Consider the following 14,961-nt stretch of genomic DNA (forward strand, 5'->3'; position numbering starts at 1 on the left):
ATTCGGCGAGCACCGCGCCCGCGTCCGGCGGTGGACGCGCCGCGCCCGATGCGGGCTCACCGGCCGAGCCCGGAAGCGGACGCCGCCCGGGAGCGAGCCGTTCACGACACCGCAATGGATGCTGAAAGTTAGCCAGGTAAGGTCGAGGCTGAGCACACGTTCGACCCGGATCCCGCCCGTTCGACCCGGGTCCCGCACGTTCGACCCGGATCAGCCGTTCATCGACGAGGGAGGCTTCGGATGGATCTCGCCGCCGACAATCCGCATCAACTGGCTTCGGCCCCGATCGTGGTGGGCGTCGACGGGTCACCGGCGGCCGCCGACGCGGTGCGCTGGGCTGCCGGGGTCGCGGCCGAGCGCGGTCGTGAACTCCTCGTCGCCACCGGCACCAACCTCGACGTGACGCGGGCGCTGCTGGGCTCGTACTCGCAGCTGCAACCCGACGTGACCGAGTCCATTCACCAGTACGGTGACGAAAAAGTCGCCGCGGCAAGCGAACTCGCTCGCGAACTGTATCCGGCGGTGGTCGTGCGCACCGAGGTGAGCAGCGCCCACCCGGCGTCGCTGCTCATCGACCTGTCCGCGACCGCGCATCTTCTCGTGATCGGCGGGCCGGTCGATCGCACCGGTGCGGGCCGGCTCGGGTCGATTCTGCTGTCGGTGGCGAGCAAGAGCGAGGGCGCGGTGGTCGTGGTCCGCGGGGCCGAGCGCCGCTGGAGCGACGGTCCGGTGGTCGTGGGCGTCGACGGCAGCTCCACCAGTGCGGCGGCCACGGCCGCGGCGTTCGAGGAGGCCGCCCTGCGCGGTGTCCCGCTCGTAGCCGTGCATGCCTGGCAGGAACCCCTCTTCGAAAGCTATGCCCGGCTGCTGCAACCACCCGCCGACCCCCAGGACATCCTGCGCGCGGAGGAAGAGGTCCTGGGCGAGCGACTGGCGGGCTGGCAGGAGCGATTCCCCGAGGTGAACGTGCGCCGGGAGGTGACGCTCGGCGATGCCCGCGAGCTGCTCGCGGACTGGTCCGAACGCGCGCAGCTATTGGTCGTGGGCAGCCGCGGGCGCGGCGCGATCGTGGGCGGGCTGCTCGGCTCGACCAGCAACACCCTCGTGCAGCGCTCGCACTGCCCGGTCATGGTCGTGCACGAAGCACGGAACCGCGCGTGAGTCCGGCGCCGGCCGGGGGCGCCGCTACCCCCGATCTCCAGACGGTCGAAGCGGCCCTGCACCTGGCCTCGCGCGCCCCGTCGGTCCACAATTCGCAGCCGTGGCGGTGGGAGTGGCAGAACGGCGTCCTGGACCTGTACAGCGATCGCAAACGTCAACTCCCCCTCGCGGATCCGCGTGGACGACAGCTGGTCATCAGCTGCGGCGCGATGCTGCAGCACGCCCGCACCGCCTTCCTCACCCTGGGCTGGGGCACCGAGATCACCCTGCTGCCCGAACGCGAGCGCCCCGATCATCTCGCGGCGCTGCGGTTTCGAGCCGGCCCGGAACTGCCCGACGCGGTGCGGATCCGCGCCGAGGCCATCCCCGAGCGCTACTCCGAGCGCCGTCCCATGCGCGCGCCCCGGGACTGGTCCGAAACCCCCGACGAACTCGCGCACCTCGCCGCGCGGTTCGAGATCCTGCTCGATGTCCTGGACGAGAACGCGCGCGCGGAATTGACAAAAGTGTCCGGGCGCACCGCCGCGCTGCAACGCTACGACATGCCGTACCAGGCCGAATTGCGCTGGTGGGCAGGCCATTCCGAACAGTCGACGGGCATTCCGGAGCGCGCGCTGATAGCGCCCGCGACCGCCGCGCTGGTGGCGGTCGGCCGCGACTTCCCGCAACCGGAGGGCGCCGCCGCACCGGTCGACCGCACCCCCGACGCCGCCACCCTGCTGGTCCTGAGCTCCCCCGCGGACACCCCCGCCGACTGGATCCGCACCGGCGGCGCCCTGTCCATCGTCCTGCTCGAGTGCACGGTCGCCGGAACGGCCACCTGCACCCTCAGCCACATCACCGAACTGGCCCAGGCCCGCAATCTCATCGCGGGCCTGCTGCCCGATCACACCGTGCCGCAGTTGGTCATCCGGGCCGGCACGGCTCCCGGCGACGGGCCGCGCATCGCGACCCCGCGCCTGCCGGTCTCGGATTTCCTGGTCGTGCGATAACGCCCGAACGCACGTCGTGCTGCCGCGGGCGGCGGGCCGGAGATATGTTTGTAGCCGGAGCACTGTTGGACGGCATACAGGGTGGGCGGATCGTTGGCGAGTCTCACACCGGGGTCGGTGCTGGCGGGCTACACGATCGTGCGTGCGCTGGGCACCGGCGGCATGGGCACGGTGTATCTGGCCAAGCATCCGCGACTGCCCAAGCACGTCGCACTCAAGGTGCTCGCCCCGGCGCTGGGGATCGATCCCTCGTTCCGGGTGCGGTTCGAGCGGGAGGCGCATCTGGCCGCGCAACTCGATCACCCCAACGTGGTCTCGGTGCACGACTGCGGGAGCGCGGACGGGCTCATGTGGCTGGCCATGCAGTTCGTCGAGGGCTCCAACGCCGCGATGCTGATGAGCGAACGGGCCAACGGGCTCGATCCCGCACAGGCGCTGGACATCCTGGCCCAGGCCGCCCGCGGGCTGGACGCGGCGCATCAGCGCGGCATCCTGCATCGCGACATCAAACCCGCGAACCTCATGGTGACGCCGGGGTGGGACGGCTCAGCCGATTCCGAGCGAGTTCTGGTGAGCGACTTCGGAATCGCACGCACCCTGGACAGCGCGACCGTGCTCACCCAGACCGGGAGCTTCCTCGGGACGCTGGCCTACGCGGCGCCGGAACTGATCGAGGGCGTCGAGGTCGACCATCGCGCCGACATCTATTCGCTCGGCTGCACCCTGCACGCCATGCTCACCGGTTCGGTCGCGTTCCCCCGCTCCAATCCGATGGCGATCATGCACGCGCACATGGCCGCGACGCCGCCGCGGCCGAGCGAGACGCATCCGCACCTGCCGCCCGCGATCGATACGGTGATCGCGACGGCGATGGCCAAGGACCCCGCGGATCGGTATCCGACCTGCCGCGCGCTGGCCGAGGCCGCGGCGAGCGCACTGGCCGCCCCGCATCTGGCCGTCACCGTGACCTCTCCGGTGCAGGCGCCGGCGCCGCCGACGCCGACCCGGCCCTCGCCGGCGCCCGGGCGCTCCCGGCGCGGACTCGTTGTGGGCGCGGTGGTTTCGGCGGTGCTCGCGCTGCTCGTGGTGGCGGGCGTGATCGCCCTGCGGCCGGACGACAGCGGCGACCCGGGCGCGGCCGCGACGCCGTCCGCGACGTCCCCGACCGGTCCGGGAGCGGGCACCCGACCGTCAACGCCCGCTTCGTCGCTGACCGGCCGCTGGTCCGGCACGGTATCGGGTGATCAGTCGGGGTTCGACGTCGTCGCGGACATCTCCGACGGCCCGCCCCTGCGCGCGCTGGTGAACTATCCGCAGCTGAACTGCCGGGGCGTGTGGACCGAGACCGGGTACGCCGACGGCACGGTACGCAAGCTGACCGAGTCGATCGATCAGGGCACCTGCGTGCAGTCCTCGATCACCCTCACCCCGAAAGACGATGGCACGCTGGAGTTCACCTCCACCTATTACGCGGCGTCGAAGAACCGCAACCTCACCATTCACGCGACACTGCGCCGCTGACGGTCACCCCACCGGCACATCGAGAATCGGCCGTTCGACATACGCGCCGGGCCCGTCGAAATGCCACCACTCCCCCGGGTACACCGCCAGCCCGCCCGCGAGCATCGCCTCCCGCAGCCGGGCGCGTTCGGCCTGGGCCGCCGGTTCGACCCCGGTGGTCGCGAACGCCTGTGCCGCGGGGGAGAACTCGTCGAAGTCGGTGCCCATGTCCGCTCGGCACCGATCGCCCAGCCGCCGTTCGGACGGGCACGGCGCGGTGTTCCGCGCGAACGTCACGTCGACCGACCGCCCCGCCTCGTGGCTGCGCGCGAACGCGCCGGGGCGCGCCACCCAGGCCGGGTCCGGCACCGCTTCGAACATCCGCACCTGAATCTCGTGCGGCCGGTAGCAGTCCCAGAACACCAGTACCGCGTCCTGGGCCCGCAACCGCTCCGCCGCGGTCACCAGGCCGGGCGCCATGGACTCGTGCACCAGGCACCGTGCGGACGGCGGGTAGAGCGCCAGGCCGACGAAATTGTCCGGCGTCGCGTAGCGCAGGTCGAGCACCGCGTCCGGCACCACCGTGCGGACGTCGACGAAGCCGGCCGCGCGGGCCTGCTCGGACACCGGCGGCACCACCGAAACCGGCGGCACGGCAGTGGTTTCCCGCACCCCCGGCGCGGATGTGGGCGGCACTCCACGCTCCGGCTCCCCGGATCCGCAGCCCACGCTCAGCCCCAGCACCGTGAAGACCAGCAGCCACCGTCGCAGACCAGCCATGGCAGCAGGCTAATACGCCGGGGCGGATCCCTCGCGGAGCTACGCCGGGATGCACCGCAGCACACGGCCCTTCGATGAATTGCCGCGAATCCCGCGCGAATCGCCGTCCGCCGGGCGCGAATCGCGCCGTGCCACCGCGTGCACGGGCCGACACACTGGACCGCTCGCTTCCCCGTAATCGCCGATAGCGCGCGGTATACTGTGGGCACGCGGATGATTGTGCGAGACGAACCCCGTTGCGGCGCAACCACAATGCGTCACGGGTGGTTTTCGGTCGGAGCCCAGCCGCAGTGAACCCTACGCCGAAGGTATCGGCGAAATCTGCTGCGAGCGGGGTGCAATCGCGCCCGCGAGGCGGCCCTTCCCCGGGTTGGATTGCTCTGTGCGGCGGGATCCGGTTCGGCACATGGGAGAACAGGAGCTGCCCATGCAGGGAACGATCCAGCGAGATATCGAGCGCGCGGTGCGGAACGAGTCGGCCAACCGGCCCCGGACCGGACATCGAGTCCGAATCGGTCGATCCAGTACACGGCGGCAATCGATTTCGCGGATCGCGCATCCCGTGGGGCAGGGACCCGTCACGGCTCCGCTCGCGGGGTTCGAACCACCCGGCGCCGGGCACAACGACACCGTTCGTCACGTACGGATGGGACTGGGCTGGGGGCGAGCCGGCGGTGACGGCGCGATTCCCTCCGGCGCAGCCGATCTCGACGCGGCAGCCCTGGTGTTCGACGGGCACACGCTGCTCGACGCCGTCTATTTCGATCGGCTGACCTCGGACGACAACGCGATTCGCCATCACGGCGGCAGCCTGCTGAGCACGGGCGCGGGCGAGTGCGAGGTCATCACGGCCGATCTCTCGCGGGTGCACCCGCGGGCGACCGCGATCGTCTTCGTGGTCACCTCCTACCACCGGCACACCTTCGACGCAGTCCCGAACGCCTACTGCCGGATCATGGACAGCATCACGCGCGCCGAGCTCAGCTTCCTGGACCTGACGTCCACCGCGACCACCGGCATGGTGGTCGCGGCCGTCCAGCGCACGGCGGCGGGCTGGCGATTGCGGCCGATCGGGCACCCCGTCAACGCCTCACACCCGCTCGAGACGCTCCCGGCGCTCACCAAACATCTGCGTCGCTAGCGAACCGCTCAGCCGGCGCTACTCAGGTGCGAATCCTTGTCGCGCGCCGGCGCGTCCGGCTCGGCCCCGTGCTCCAGCAGCCGGGGCTCGGGCACCCGCTCGGCCGCGCTGGGTTCGATCTTCGGCGTGCTCGGGTCCGTCTCGGGTGTGCTCGGCTCTGCCTTGGGCCTGCTCGTATCAGCCGTTGCCGCGCCGGGCTCGACCTTCCCCTCGTCGGGTCCGGCCGCTTCGTCCTCCGCCGGCGGCGGAGCGTCCCGGGGCGGCAACACCGGATCGTCCTCGGGCGAACCACCCTGTTCGAGCCGCCGCCCACGCGCGAGATCGGCGTCGAATTGCGCACCGAGCAATACCGCGAGATTGGTGAGCCACAACCAGATCAGGAATACCACCGCACCCGCCAGCGAACCGTACACCTTGTTGTAGGTGCCGAAATTGGCGGCGTAGAAAGCGAATCCGGCCGAAGCCACGATCCAGAGAAACACCGCGAGAACGCTTCCCGGTGTGAGCCAGCGGAATCCGAGCTGGCGCGCGTTCGGCGCGATCCAATACAGCGTCGCCAGCGCCAAACTCACCAGTAGTGCGAGCACCGGCCATTTGGCGATATTCCAGATGGTGATACCCGCCGAACCCATTCCGAGCCAGTGCCCGAGTTTGTCGGCGATGGTTCCGCTCGCCACCACGCCGAGCCCGCACAGGGCGACCAGCACCATCATGATCGCGGTGAGCCCGAGTTGCAGCGGCACGGTCTTCCAGATCGGCCTGCCCTCCTCGGTGCCGTAGATGGAATTCACCGCGCGAATGAACGCCCCGATATAGCCCGAGGCGGTCCACATGGCGGTGACCAGGCCCGCGATGGCCAGCGGCCCGGCCAGGGCGCTCGACCCGTCGAGTTCGCGCAGCGCGTCCACCAGCAGCGCGGTACCGCTGCCCGGGCCGATCTCACGGACGGTGTCGATCAGCGATCCGGTGGCGTTCGGGCCGAGCATGCTGAGCATCGCGGACAGCACCAGAATGCCCGGGAAGATCGAGAGCACACTGTAATAGGTAAGTGTCGCAGCCCAATCGGTGAGTTTGTCCTTCAGCAGTTGCCCGGCGGTCCGGCGCAACACCCACAGCCACGATTCCCGGCGCATGTCCGCGGGCGTCGCTGGATGATCTTCGGCCACCACTACCGACTCCGACATACCGAACCTCCCGCTCGAGGTGCGAATACCCGGCCCGCCCCGGAACAAACGAGCAACCCCGCCCCACAACGGGCCACAAACAGCATCGGCACCCGAACCGCGAGCCCGACATTCAAATTCACCAAAATCATCCATCCTGTGCGGGCGTGTTAAAACCACCTGACTCACACCCGGTTGTATCGTCGAAAACCATGACAGCAAAGAAACCAATCGGCCTTCTGTTTGGCGTGGTGGTATCGGTTGCCGTTCTCCTCCTCCCGCCCGCCAACGCGCTCGCCTCCGGCGACGTTCCGCCCCCCGCCGGTCCCGGCAAAGGCGCCATAGGCCCCGAGCGCCCGATCCCCGCCCCCGAGAAGATACTCCCGGCCGCGCCGCCCGGCGGCGGCTGGTGCCCGGCATTCCTTTCCGGTCCGTCCCTGTAAATCGACCTAACACACATAATCTGGCGTCAGGGCCGATCCGAACCCGGCCCTGACCCCAACCATTTGCTCGACTTCGATTGTGCGAAATGTAGTGCGGCACCCAGACTCCGGATGTGGCGTGGCAGCGCCCCCGGAGACAATTCCCGGGACCGGGCCGTGCAGTCCTCCGACCCGACCGGCGCGGTGCCCGAATCGAGCTCCCCCCACACGCCGCTCCCCCGGCTCCGTGAATGTGCGATGTCCCGTGGCGGACAGCCTCACGCGGGATAGGTGTGAATCTCGGTGGCCTTGACCGCCGCCCAGAGCGGACGCCCGGGATGCAAGCCGAGCTCGGCCACGGCCGCGGGGGTGATGTCGGCCAGTACGGGCGGGGCGCCGTCCAACTGGACCCGGGTGATGTTGGCGTGCTGTTCGAGACCGGTGACGGTGACGGGCCAGCAATTGCGCGGGCTGCCGGTAGGCGGGGCGGGGTGCAGGCTGACGGCGGTGGGCGCGAAGGCGAGAAAGACGGGGCCGGACATGGGGTCGGTGGTGGTGAAGTGCCCGCCGGCGGGCAGGGTGACGGTGGTGCCCGCGGCCTCGCCCCGGAACAGGTTGAGGCCCACCAGGTTCGCCACGTAGTCGGTGCGGGGGCGGCGCGCGATCTCGGCGGGCGCGCCCTGCTGGACCACGCGCCCGTGCTCGAGGATGACGAGACGATCGGCCAGCACCATGGCGTCGAGGGGGTCGTGGGTGACCAGGACGGTGTGGCCGCCGTAGTCCCGCAGGTGCCGGGACAGGTCCGAGCGGACCTGCAGCCGGGTGCCCGCGTCCAGGGCCGCGAGCGGCTCGTCGAGCAGCAGCAGCCGGGGATCGGTGGCCAGGGCGCGGGCCAGGGCAACGCGCTGGGCCTGACCGCCGGACAGCGCGCGGGGACCGGCGGCGGCGTGCTCGCCCAGTCCGACCCGGTCCAGCCAGTCCGCGGCCCGGCGGCGGGCCTCCGCGCGGCGGACACCGCGGGCGCGCAGTCCGAAAGCCACGTTCTCCAGGGCCGAAAGGTGCTGGAACAACAGGTAATCCTGGAAGACCACGCCCACGCGGCGGTGCTCGGCCGGCACGAAGAGCGCGGGCGGCGCGTCCCAGACATCGTCGGCGACGGTGATCGTTCCCGCGGTCAGCGGCAGCAATCCGGCCAGGGCGCGCAGCGCGGTGGTCTTGCCCGCGCCGTTGGGCCCCAGCAGCGCCACCACCTCCCCGGGTTCGGCTGTCAGGTCGATGTCCAGGTCGAAAGCGGCACGCTCGATCCGCAATCGGGCACGCAGGGTCATACCGGTCCTCGAATCCAGCGCTCGCGCAGTGAGACCAGGACGCCGACCGACACGAACAGCAGCACCAGGCTCAGGACGATCGCGGCGTCCGGATCGGTTTCCAGCGCGAGGTAGACCGCCAGCGGCATGGTCGTGGTGGTGCCGGGAAAGTTTCCGGCGAAGGTGATGGTGGCGCCGAACTCGCCCAGCGCCCGCGCCCAGCACAGCACCGCCCCGGCGATCACGCCCGGCAGCACCGCGGGCAGGGTGACGCGCCGGAAGGTGTACCAGGGTGAGGCCCCCAGGGTCGCGGCCGCCTCCTCGTATCGCGAATCCGCGGCCCGCAGTGCGCCTTCCACCGAGATGACCAGGAACGGCATGGCCACGAAGGCCTCGGCCACGATCACGCCCGGTGTCGTGAACGGCAGCGACACCCCGAACCAGTCGTACAGGTACTGCCCGAGCAGACCGCGCCGGCCGAACACCAGCAGCAGCGCGACGCCGCCCACCACCGGCGGCAGCACCAGCGGCACCGTGACCAGCGCGCGGATCAGCCCCCGGCCCGGCACCTGCGCCCGGGCCAGCAGCCAGGCCAGCGGGATGCCCAGCACGAGGCAGATCAGCGTCGCGGCACTGGCGCAGATCAGCGAAAGCCGCAGGGCCTGACCGACTTCCGGGCTGAACAGCCGCTCGGGCAGCGTGGCCCACGGTGCACGCACCAGCAGGCCGAGCAGCGGAACGGCGAGGAACGCCAGCGCCAGCAGGGCGGGCAGCACCAGGACGGCCGGTCGCCGCCCCCGTGCCGCCCGCCTGCGTGCGGCGGGGCCGAGCCTGCGTGCGGCGGCCCCGCTCACCGCGATCCCGCTGTGGCGCGGCGCGTTCGACTCACGGGGTGTCGAATCCGGCTGTCGCGAAGACCTTCTTGGCCTGGTCGGACTTGACGAAGTCGACGAAGGCGGCGGCGGCCGCGGCGTTGGGCGCCTTGGCGAGCGCGGCGATCGGGTAGGTGTTGACCGCCTTGGCCGACTCCGGGAACTCGATGCCGTCCACCTTGTCGCCGGCGGCCTGGACGTCGGTGCGGTAGACCAGCGCGGCGTCGACCTCGTCGAGGGTGACCTTGGTGAGCACCGCCTTCACGTCCTGTTCGCGGGTGTCGGGCTGCGGGGTGATGCCGGCGATCTCGAAGACCTTCTTGGCGGCGGCCCCGCACGGAACCTGCTCGGCGCACAGCGCGATGCGCGGTTCGGATTTGCCGAAGTCGGCCAGACCGGTGATCTTGCCCGGATTGCCGTCCGGCACCGCGATCTCGAGCCGGTTGCTCACGAACGTGGCGGGCTGCCCGGTGACCTCACCGGCGTCGACCACCTGCTGCATGTTCGCGGGCGCGGCGGAGGCGAAGACATCGGCCGGGGCGCCCTGTTTGATCTGTTCGGCGAGCGCGGAACTGGCGGCGAAGCTGTACACGACCTTCACGCCCGGGTGCGCGGCCTCGAACTGCTTACCCAGTTCGGTGAACGTGCCGGTCAGCGACGCGGCCGCGAAGACCGTGACCGTACCGGACACCTTGTCCGAGCTGTTCTCGGACGTGTCCGAACCGCATCCGGCCGCCGCGGTGACGGCGAGCAGGGCCAGGGCGGCGCCGAACGTACGGAATGTCTTCATCCTCATCAACTTTCTGGTATCTCGACCACGACGTGGGTCGATTTGATCGAGGCGACAGCGATGCTGCCGACCTCGAGACCTAGTTCATCGACCGATTCCCGGCTCACCAGCGACACCAGCCGGAAGGGCCCGGCCTGCATCTCCACCTGCGCCATGACGGTGTCCTTGACGATGCGGGTCACGATGCCGCGCATGCGGTTTCGCGCCGAGGCGGCCACGGTCGCGCCGAGCGCGGTCGCCTCGGCGTTGGTGGCGCGCAGCACCTCGGCCAGGTCCGAGCCCCGCACGCCCTTGCGGCCGTTCTCCAGCTTCACCTCGGGCAGCCGGCCCTGGTCGATCCAGCGCCGCACGGTGTCATCGCTGACTCCGAGCAGCGCCGCCGCCTCACTGATCCGCAAATTCGTCACAGGAGGAATGATATTGCCGCTTGTGCGGCTCGCAAACCGGGACTCATCGCGGAATCGGCACGATTTCCACGAGCGCTCCACGCCCGGTCCCGGCCGGGAGCACGGCCAGCGCCTGGGCCCCGAGCAGGTCGGCCAGGTGCGGGGTGCGGGTCGCACCGTGGGTGCGCCACACCCCGCCGTCGAGCTGGCGGGCGGGGACGATGCGGGTCGGCCCGTGGGCGGGGGCCGCCGCGTCCGCGATCCGGCCCCACAGCGGCGGATCCGGGCGGCGGCCGGTGCGCACGCCGGCCAGCGCCCGGCCGGTCACCAGCAGCGTGACGACCGCGGCGAGCGGGTTGCCCGGCAGGGCGAGCAGGGTGCGGCCGTCGGGGAGCTCGGCCACGATCTGGGAGCCGCCCGGTCGCACGCGCACCCCGTCGATCAGGATGCGCGCGCCTAGTTCACCGAGCACCGCGCGCAGCCGGTCGGCCGAGCCCCGCCCGGTGCCACCGACCGAGACGACGAGGTCGGCGTCGGTGTCCAGCGCGAACCAGGACCGCAGCAGGTCCCGATCGTCCGGCATGGGCCAGATCCGGCGGCATTCGATGTCACAGCCGCGCAGATAGTGCGGCAGCACCGCGCCCAGCGCGTCCCGCACCTGCCCGGGCCCCAGCGCGCCGGCGGCGCGAATCTCGTCACCGGTCAGCAGTACGTCGGCGCGCAGCGGGCCACGGACCGCGACGACGGGCGCTTCCGCGCTCAGCGCCACGGACATCAGCGCGGCGTCCACCCGGGCGCCCGCGGGCGCGAGTTCGACCCCGGCGGACCAGGATTCGCCGCGAGCTCGTAAGTCGTTGCGGCGCGGGGCATCCGGCAGCGCGCGCAGCGACCAGCACCGTCCCGCTCGCTCGATGTGCACGTATTCCCGGCGGAGCACGGCGGTCGTCCCGCCCGGCACCGGCGCGCCGGTGGAAATCCGGATCGCCTCGCCGTCGGACAGGGTGCTGCCCGCGGACCGCCCGGCGACCTGATTGCCCAGCCGCAGCGACCACCGCGGCCCGGCGCCGTTGACCGCGAATCCGTCCATGGCGGCGGTGTCGACCGCGGGCAGGTGCGCGGCGGTGACCAACGGCTCGGCCAGGGTCGCGCCCAGTGCGTCGACCACGGGCGCCGTCCGCGCGGGGACCGGCGTGAGCACGGCGCGCAACAGCGGGTCGAGGTCCTCGACGGCCACCCCGGCGCCGTTCATCGCCTCGACGGATCGACTCCGCACCCCCGCACCCGCCCTTCCGCAGCGACCGTTTCCACGACGAAACCGGCTCCGGGGCTAAATCCTCATCTGCGGAGATTTCGGGTCATTTTCTACGCAGTTGCAAGTTGATTGCCGCCTACTCACCTGAACCGGCGGCCCGCTGTGCGTTGCCGTCCCCGGCCGCGCTCAGGTGATCGAGAAGATCGTCGAGACTGCCGAACTCGACGGCCTCGGGGTCGTCGTCCTTGGGATCGACCACGACGCCGTCGAGCTCGAGTTCGGTATCGAGCTGCACGCGAATCCAGCTGTCGGGGAACTGATTCGGGGCCGCGAAGGACAGCAGGAAGGCGTCGTGGAAGACGACCGTGGAGCGCAGCGTCAAATCCGCGCGCAGGTCGGTCTCCTCCCGGACGGGCTGATCGCCGACGGCTTCCTCGATCTCCAGCGCGATCTCGTCGCGGACGCGGGCCCATTGCTCGGCGGACAGCCCGAGGAGCCGTTCGATACCCGCGGTCAGGGTCGCGACGTCCAGGTCGTCGCGATCGTCGAGTTCGGGGTCGACGTTGACGGTGACCACGACACCGAGGGCGGGCACCCGCGCGGTGCCGAAGATGATCCCGGCCCCCGACTGCGGATCGGCCAGTAATTCCCGGCGCGCGATCTCCTCGCCCAGCCGATCGATCGGGTCCATCGATTCTCGCCTCTCCTCCACCGACAGCGGTCCCCCACCGTACCCAGGCACGAGCCCGCGCGGCGCGCGCCCGCCGCGTCCGGACATCGGCCCGCCATCGACGGCCGAACCGAAGAGGCCACACAGCGACAACTCGGCTAACCGCAAATGCGGAACCCCGTGGCACTTCGAACCTCATCCACGGCAAAATTGACGCGCATTCGTCGCGAACTCGCCTACCCTGGGAGCATGGACGCGCCCGAGCTGCCCGCCGAACTGGTCGAGCTGATCGCCCGGTACGACCTCGCCTTCCTGGTGAGCATCGGCGAATCCGGACCGCACACCACCCCGCTGGAACCCGCGCTGACCGGAGCCAGGTTCCGCATCCCCGCACCGGGCCCGGTGACCTGCCGCAATATCGCCGCCAATCCGGCGGTGACCCTGCTCTGGCCCCCGCCCCGCCCCGACACCCACGCCCTGATCATCGATGGGCACGCCGCACTGGAAGACGGTGCGCTCGAGGTGCTCCCGAGCCGGGCCGTCCTGCACCACGTCTACAGCTCGGGCGCAACCGAACAGCGCTGCTCGGGCTGCCGCCGCTTCAACCTCACCCCGGCGCACCGAACAGGCAGCGCCACACCCGCATTCGACTGATCCACACCCACTCGCCAGAGCCACAACCGCACTCCGCCAGGCCGCAGCCGATTCCCCTGCGCCGCGCACAATCAGCTGAGCGGCAACCCCGCTCGGCGCAGCGGACCCGCGGATCAGTCGAGCAGGTGTGCCGCTACTTCACTCTCACGCCGGCGCACCGAAGCGACCGAGCCAGGGGCGGAGCACACCCCGTCGATCGGTCGCGCAGGTGTGCCGCGGGCCGCTCGGGCGAGGCGTGGACGACCCCGCCCGGACGACGGGCAGCCTCAGATCGGCCGATCGCCCAGGATCGCGGCGCGTTCCATGACGCGGCGGCTCGGGAAGTAGTCGTTCACCGCGTAGTGCTGGGTGGCGCGGTTGTCCCAGAAGGCGATCGAGCCCGCGGCCCAATGGAACCGGACCTGGTACTCCGGAACGCGCGCCTGCTGGAACAGCTGGCGCAGGAGTTCCTCCCCCTCGGCGGGCTCCAGGCCAACGATGTGGGTGGTGAAGACCGCGTTGACGAACAGCGTCTTGCGCCCGGTCCGCGGGTGGGTGCGGACCACCGGGTGGGCCACGGGCGGGAACTCGGCCTGGCGGCGGGCCAGTTCCTCCGGCGACAGGAACTGGCCGAACGGGAGCGTGAAATCGTGTACGGCCTCGAGGCCGTCGATACGCTGCCGCAGTTCGGCGGGCAGATTGTCGTAGGCGGCGGCCATATCCGCGAAGAGCGTGTCACCGCCGGCCGGAGGCACCTCGAGCGCGCGCAGCACCGACCCGAGCGCCGGGCGCTCCCGCCAGGTCACGTCGGTGTGCCAGGCGTTCTCCACGCCCGGGTTCTCCGCGTCCTTGGCGAAGCGCACGATCTCGGGCACCTCGCCCTGCGGCAGGAACGGATGCACCTCGAGTTCGCCCCACAGCCGCGCGAAGTCGCGATGCTGTGTGCCGGTGAGGTTCTGGTCGCGGAAGAACAGCACCTTCCACTCCAGCAGCGCGCGATCGAGTTCGGCGAACAGCTCCGGGCCCACGGGCTCGCGCAGATCGATGCCGGAGATCTCCGCCCCGATCAGCGCGGTCTGCGGGGTGAGGGTGAACAGCTCGTACGGCGCGCCGGGCGCGCCCCCGGGCAGGCGGTGCAGGGTGCGGGGTCCGGCGGCCAGCGAGCGGCCGATCAGCATCTCGCCCAGGGTGGCGTAGGCAGCGGTCATGTCGATCCTTGTTTCGTTGGGACACTGGGGCTTCGCGGCGGGACCCACGGGGCGGTGAGAATCGCGGTGGCGGCGTCGGCGAGCACCTCGAGGCCGAGCCCGGCCAGGTGATCGGGCGGTTCCGGTTCCTGCAGCCGGCGTTCGCGGTCGGCCAGCGCGGTCACCACGAGCATGGCGACCAGGCGAACGCGTTCGCCGAACACCGCCGCGGGCAGGCCGTCCAGGCGCTGCGCGAGCCCGTCCACGACCAGCCGGACGCTCTCGGCCTCGGCGCCACGCATGGTGTTGCCGACGGCTTCGAACGGTGGCCGCCACAGGGTTTCGGCGATGAAGCGCAGATACCAGCCGGGCTCGCCGTCGAGTTCGGGCGCGTGCAGGGTCGCGGCCAGCGGATCGATCAGCGCGCGCACCAGGTCCGCGACCGAGCCCGAATCCCCGAGCTCGGCCAGCCGGGCCAGCCGCCGCGCGTTGACCGTGGTCATCCGCCACTCGTAGACGGCCTCGACCAGGGCCTGCTTGCTGCCGTAGTGGTACGCGACCGCCGAGGTGTTGCGCTGCCCGGCCGCGACGGCGATCTGCCGCAACGACACCGACTCGATGCCGAACTCGGCGAACAACCGCTCCGCCGCGGCCAGGATCTGTTCCTTCGCCGCCATGCACGGCAATTTAACGCAGTTGCGTTAA

At 70.9% G+C, this 14,961-nt stretch carries 15 protein-coding genes; 5 read left to right on the top strand and 10 right to left on the bottom strand.

What is annotated here, in order from left to right:
- Window positions 1–240: 240 nt before the first annotated feature.
- The 3 genes from ACFVBH_RS22095 (at window position 241) to ACFVBH_RS22105 (ending at window position 3,674) form a co-directional block, all read left to right on the top strand.
- Entirely contained in the window at window positions 241–1,161 is a 921-nt protein-coding gene (locus ACFVBH_RS22095) for a universal stress protein (protein WP_379003927.1), read from the top strand.
- Entirely contained in the window at window positions 1,158–2,153 is a 996-nt protein-coding gene (locus ACFVBH_RS22100; protein ID WP_379003930.1) for an Acg family FMN-binding oxidoreductase, read from the top strand. The genes ACFVBH_RS22095 and ACFVBH_RS22100 overlap by 4 nt, the downstream gene beginning before the upstream one ends.
- Window positions 2,154–2,246: 93 nt before the next feature.
- On the top strand, window positions 2,247–3,674 hold the full coding sequence (locus tag ACFVBH_RS22105; RefSeq protein ID WP_379003933.1) for a serine/threonine-protein kinase: 1,428 nt from the start codon (window positions 2,247–2,249) through the stop codon (window positions 3,672–3,674).
- A gap of 3 nt (window positions 3,675–3,677) precedes the next feature.
- Here the strand turns inward: ACFVBH_RS22105 and ACFVBH_RS22110 are convergent, their stop codons facing one another.
- Window positions 3,678–4,433: a M15 family metallopeptidase gene (locus tag ACFVBH_RS22110; protein ID WP_379003935.1), complete on the bottom strand. Its 756-nt coding sequence runs from the start codon at window positions 4,431–4,433 to the stop codon at window positions 3,678–3,680.
- 562 nt (window positions 4,434–4,995) lie between these two features.
- On the opposite strand from ACFVBH_RS22110, the gene ACFVBH_RS22115 reads away from it, so the two are divergent.
- Entirely contained in the window at window positions 4,996–5,574 is a 579-nt protein-coding gene (locus ACFVBH_RS22115; protein ID WP_379003937.1) for a TerD family protein, read from the top strand.
- Window positions 5,575–5,582: 8 nt separating this feature from the next.
- Here ACFVBH_RS22115 and ACFVBH_RS22120 read toward each other — a convergent pair whose 3' ends face one another.
- From ACFVBH_RS22120 to ACFVBH_RS22150, 7 genes are all read right to left on the bottom strand, one after another.
- Window positions 5,583–6,758: a YhjD/YihY/BrkB family envelope integrity protein gene (locus ACFVBH_RS22120; RefSeq protein ID WP_379003939.1), complete on the bottom strand. Its 1,176-nt coding sequence runs from the start codon at window positions 6,756–6,758 to the stop codon at window positions 5,583–5,585.
- A gap of 679 nt (window positions 6,759–7,437) precedes the next feature.
- Window positions 7,438–8,487, bottom strand: coding sequence for an ABC transporter ATP-binding protein (locus ACFVBH_RS22125; RefSeq protein WP_379003941.1), 1,050 nt, complete (start codon window positions 8,485–8,487; stop codon window positions 7,438–7,440).
- On the bottom strand, window positions 8,484–9,320 hold the full coding sequence (gene modB, locus ACFVBH_RS22130) for a molybdate ABC transporter permease subunit (RefSeq protein WP_379003943.1): 837 nt from the start codon (window positions 9,318–9,320) through the stop codon (window positions 8,484–8,486). The genes ACFVBH_RS22125 and modB overlap by 4 nt, the downstream gene beginning before the upstream one ends.
- A 31-nt stretch (window positions 9,321–9,351) precedes the next feature.
- Window positions 9,352–10,128 (bottom strand): molybdate ABC transporter substrate-binding protein, encoded by a 777-nt coding sequence (gene modA / locus ACFVBH_RS22135; RefSeq protein ID WP_354989006.1) that lies wholly within the window; start codon window positions 10,126–10,128, stop codon window positions 9,352–9,354.
- Window positions 10,129–10,133: 5 nt separating this feature from the next.
- Entirely contained in the window at window positions 10,134–10,535 is a 402-nt protein-coding gene (locus tag ACFVBH_RS22140; RefSeq protein WP_354989005.1) for a helix-turn-helix transcriptional regulator, read from the bottom strand.
- 43 nt (window positions 10,536–10,578) lie between these two features.
- Window positions 10,579–11,787, bottom strand: coding sequence for a molybdopterin molybdotransferase MoeA (locus ACFVBH_RS22145; protein WP_379003947.1), 1,209 nt, complete (start codon window positions 11,785–11,787; stop codon window positions 10,579–10,581).
- A 115-nt stretch (window positions 11,788–11,902) separates the two neighbouring features.
- On the bottom strand, window positions 11,903–12,457 hold the full coding sequence (locus ACFVBH_RS22150; RefSeq protein ID WP_379003949.1) for a cytochrome C5: 555 nt from the start codon (window positions 12,455–12,457) through the stop codon (window positions 11,903–11,905).
- Between the two features lie 228 nt (window positions 12,458–12,685).
- On the opposite strand from ACFVBH_RS22150, the gene ACFVBH_RS22155 reads away from it, so the two are divergent.
- The gene (locus ACFVBH_RS22155; protein ID WP_354989002.1) at window positions 12,686–13,090 is read left to right on the top strand and encodes a pyridoxamine 5'-phosphate oxidase family protein; all 405 of its coding nucleotides are present in this window, start codon (window positions 12,686–12,688) and stop codon (window positions 13,088–13,090) included.
- 266 nt (window positions 13,091–13,356) lie between these two features.
- On the opposite strand, the gene ACFVBH_RS22160 is transcribed toward ACFVBH_RS22155, so the two are convergent.
- Both ACFVBH_RS22160 and ACFVBH_RS22165 read right to left on the bottom strand, forming a co-directional pair.
- The gene (locus tag ACFVBH_RS22160; RefSeq protein ID WP_354989001.1) at window positions 13,357–14,277 is read right to left on the bottom strand and encodes a TauD/TfdA family dioxygenase; all 921 of its coding nucleotides are present in this window, start codon (window positions 14,275–14,277) and stop codon (window positions 13,357–13,359) included.
- A complete protein-coding gene (locus ACFVBH_RS22165; RefSeq protein WP_379003952.1) occupies window positions 14,274–14,933 on the bottom strand; it encodes a TetR/AcrR family transcriptional regulator in 660 nt (219 codons plus the stop codon). The genes ACFVBH_RS22160 and ACFVBH_RS22165 overlap by 4 nt, the downstream gene beginning before the upstream one ends.
- Window positions 14,934–14,961: the final 28 nt, after the last annotated feature.

This window comes from Nocardia sp. NPDC057668 (assembly GCF_042799795.1).
Lineage (GTDB): Bacteria > Actinomycetota > Actinomycetes > Mycobacteriales > Mycobacteriaceae > Nocardia.

Excerpts from the sequence above, each read along its gene's own strand:
- ACFVBH_RS22095 (WP_379003927.1), top strand. The coding sequence starts at position 241 with ATGGATCTCGCCGCCGACAATCCGCATCAACTGGCTTCGGCCCCGATC.
- ACFVBH_RS22110 (WP_379003935.1), bottom strand. The coding sequence starts at position 4,433 with ATGGCTGGTCTGCGACGGTGGCTGCTGGTCTTCACGGTGCTGGGGCTG.
- ACFVBH_RS22120 (WP_379003939.1), bottom strand. The coding sequence starts at position 6,758 with ATGTCGGAGTCGGTAGTGGTGGCCGAAGATCATCCAGCGACGCCCGCG.
- ACFVBH_RS22125 (WP_379003941.1), bottom strand. The coding sequence starts at position 8,487 with ATGACCCTGCGTGCCCGATTGCGGATCGAGCGTGCCGCTTTCGACCTG.
- modA (WP_354989006.1), bottom strand. The coding sequence starts at position 10,128 with ATGAAGACATTCCGTACGTTCGGCGCCGCCCTGGCCCTGCTCGCCGTC.
- ACFVBH_RS22150 (WP_379003949.1), bottom strand. The coding sequence starts at position 12,457 with ATGGACCCGATCGATCGGCTGGGCGAGGAGATCGCGCGCCGGGAATTA.
- ACFVBH_RS22155 (WP_354989002.1), top strand. The coding sequence starts at position 12,686 with ATGGACGCGCCCGAGCTGCCCGCCGAACTGGTCGAGCTGATCGCCCGG.
- ACFVBH_RS22160 (WP_354989001.1), bottom strand. The coding sequence starts at position 14,277 with ATGACCGCTGCCTACGCCACCCTGGGCGAGATGCTGATCGGCCGCTCG.
- ACFVBH_RS22165 (WP_379003952.1), bottom strand. The coding sequence starts at position 14,933 with ATGGCGGCGAAGGAACAGATCCTGGCCGCGGCGGAGCGGTTGTTCGCC.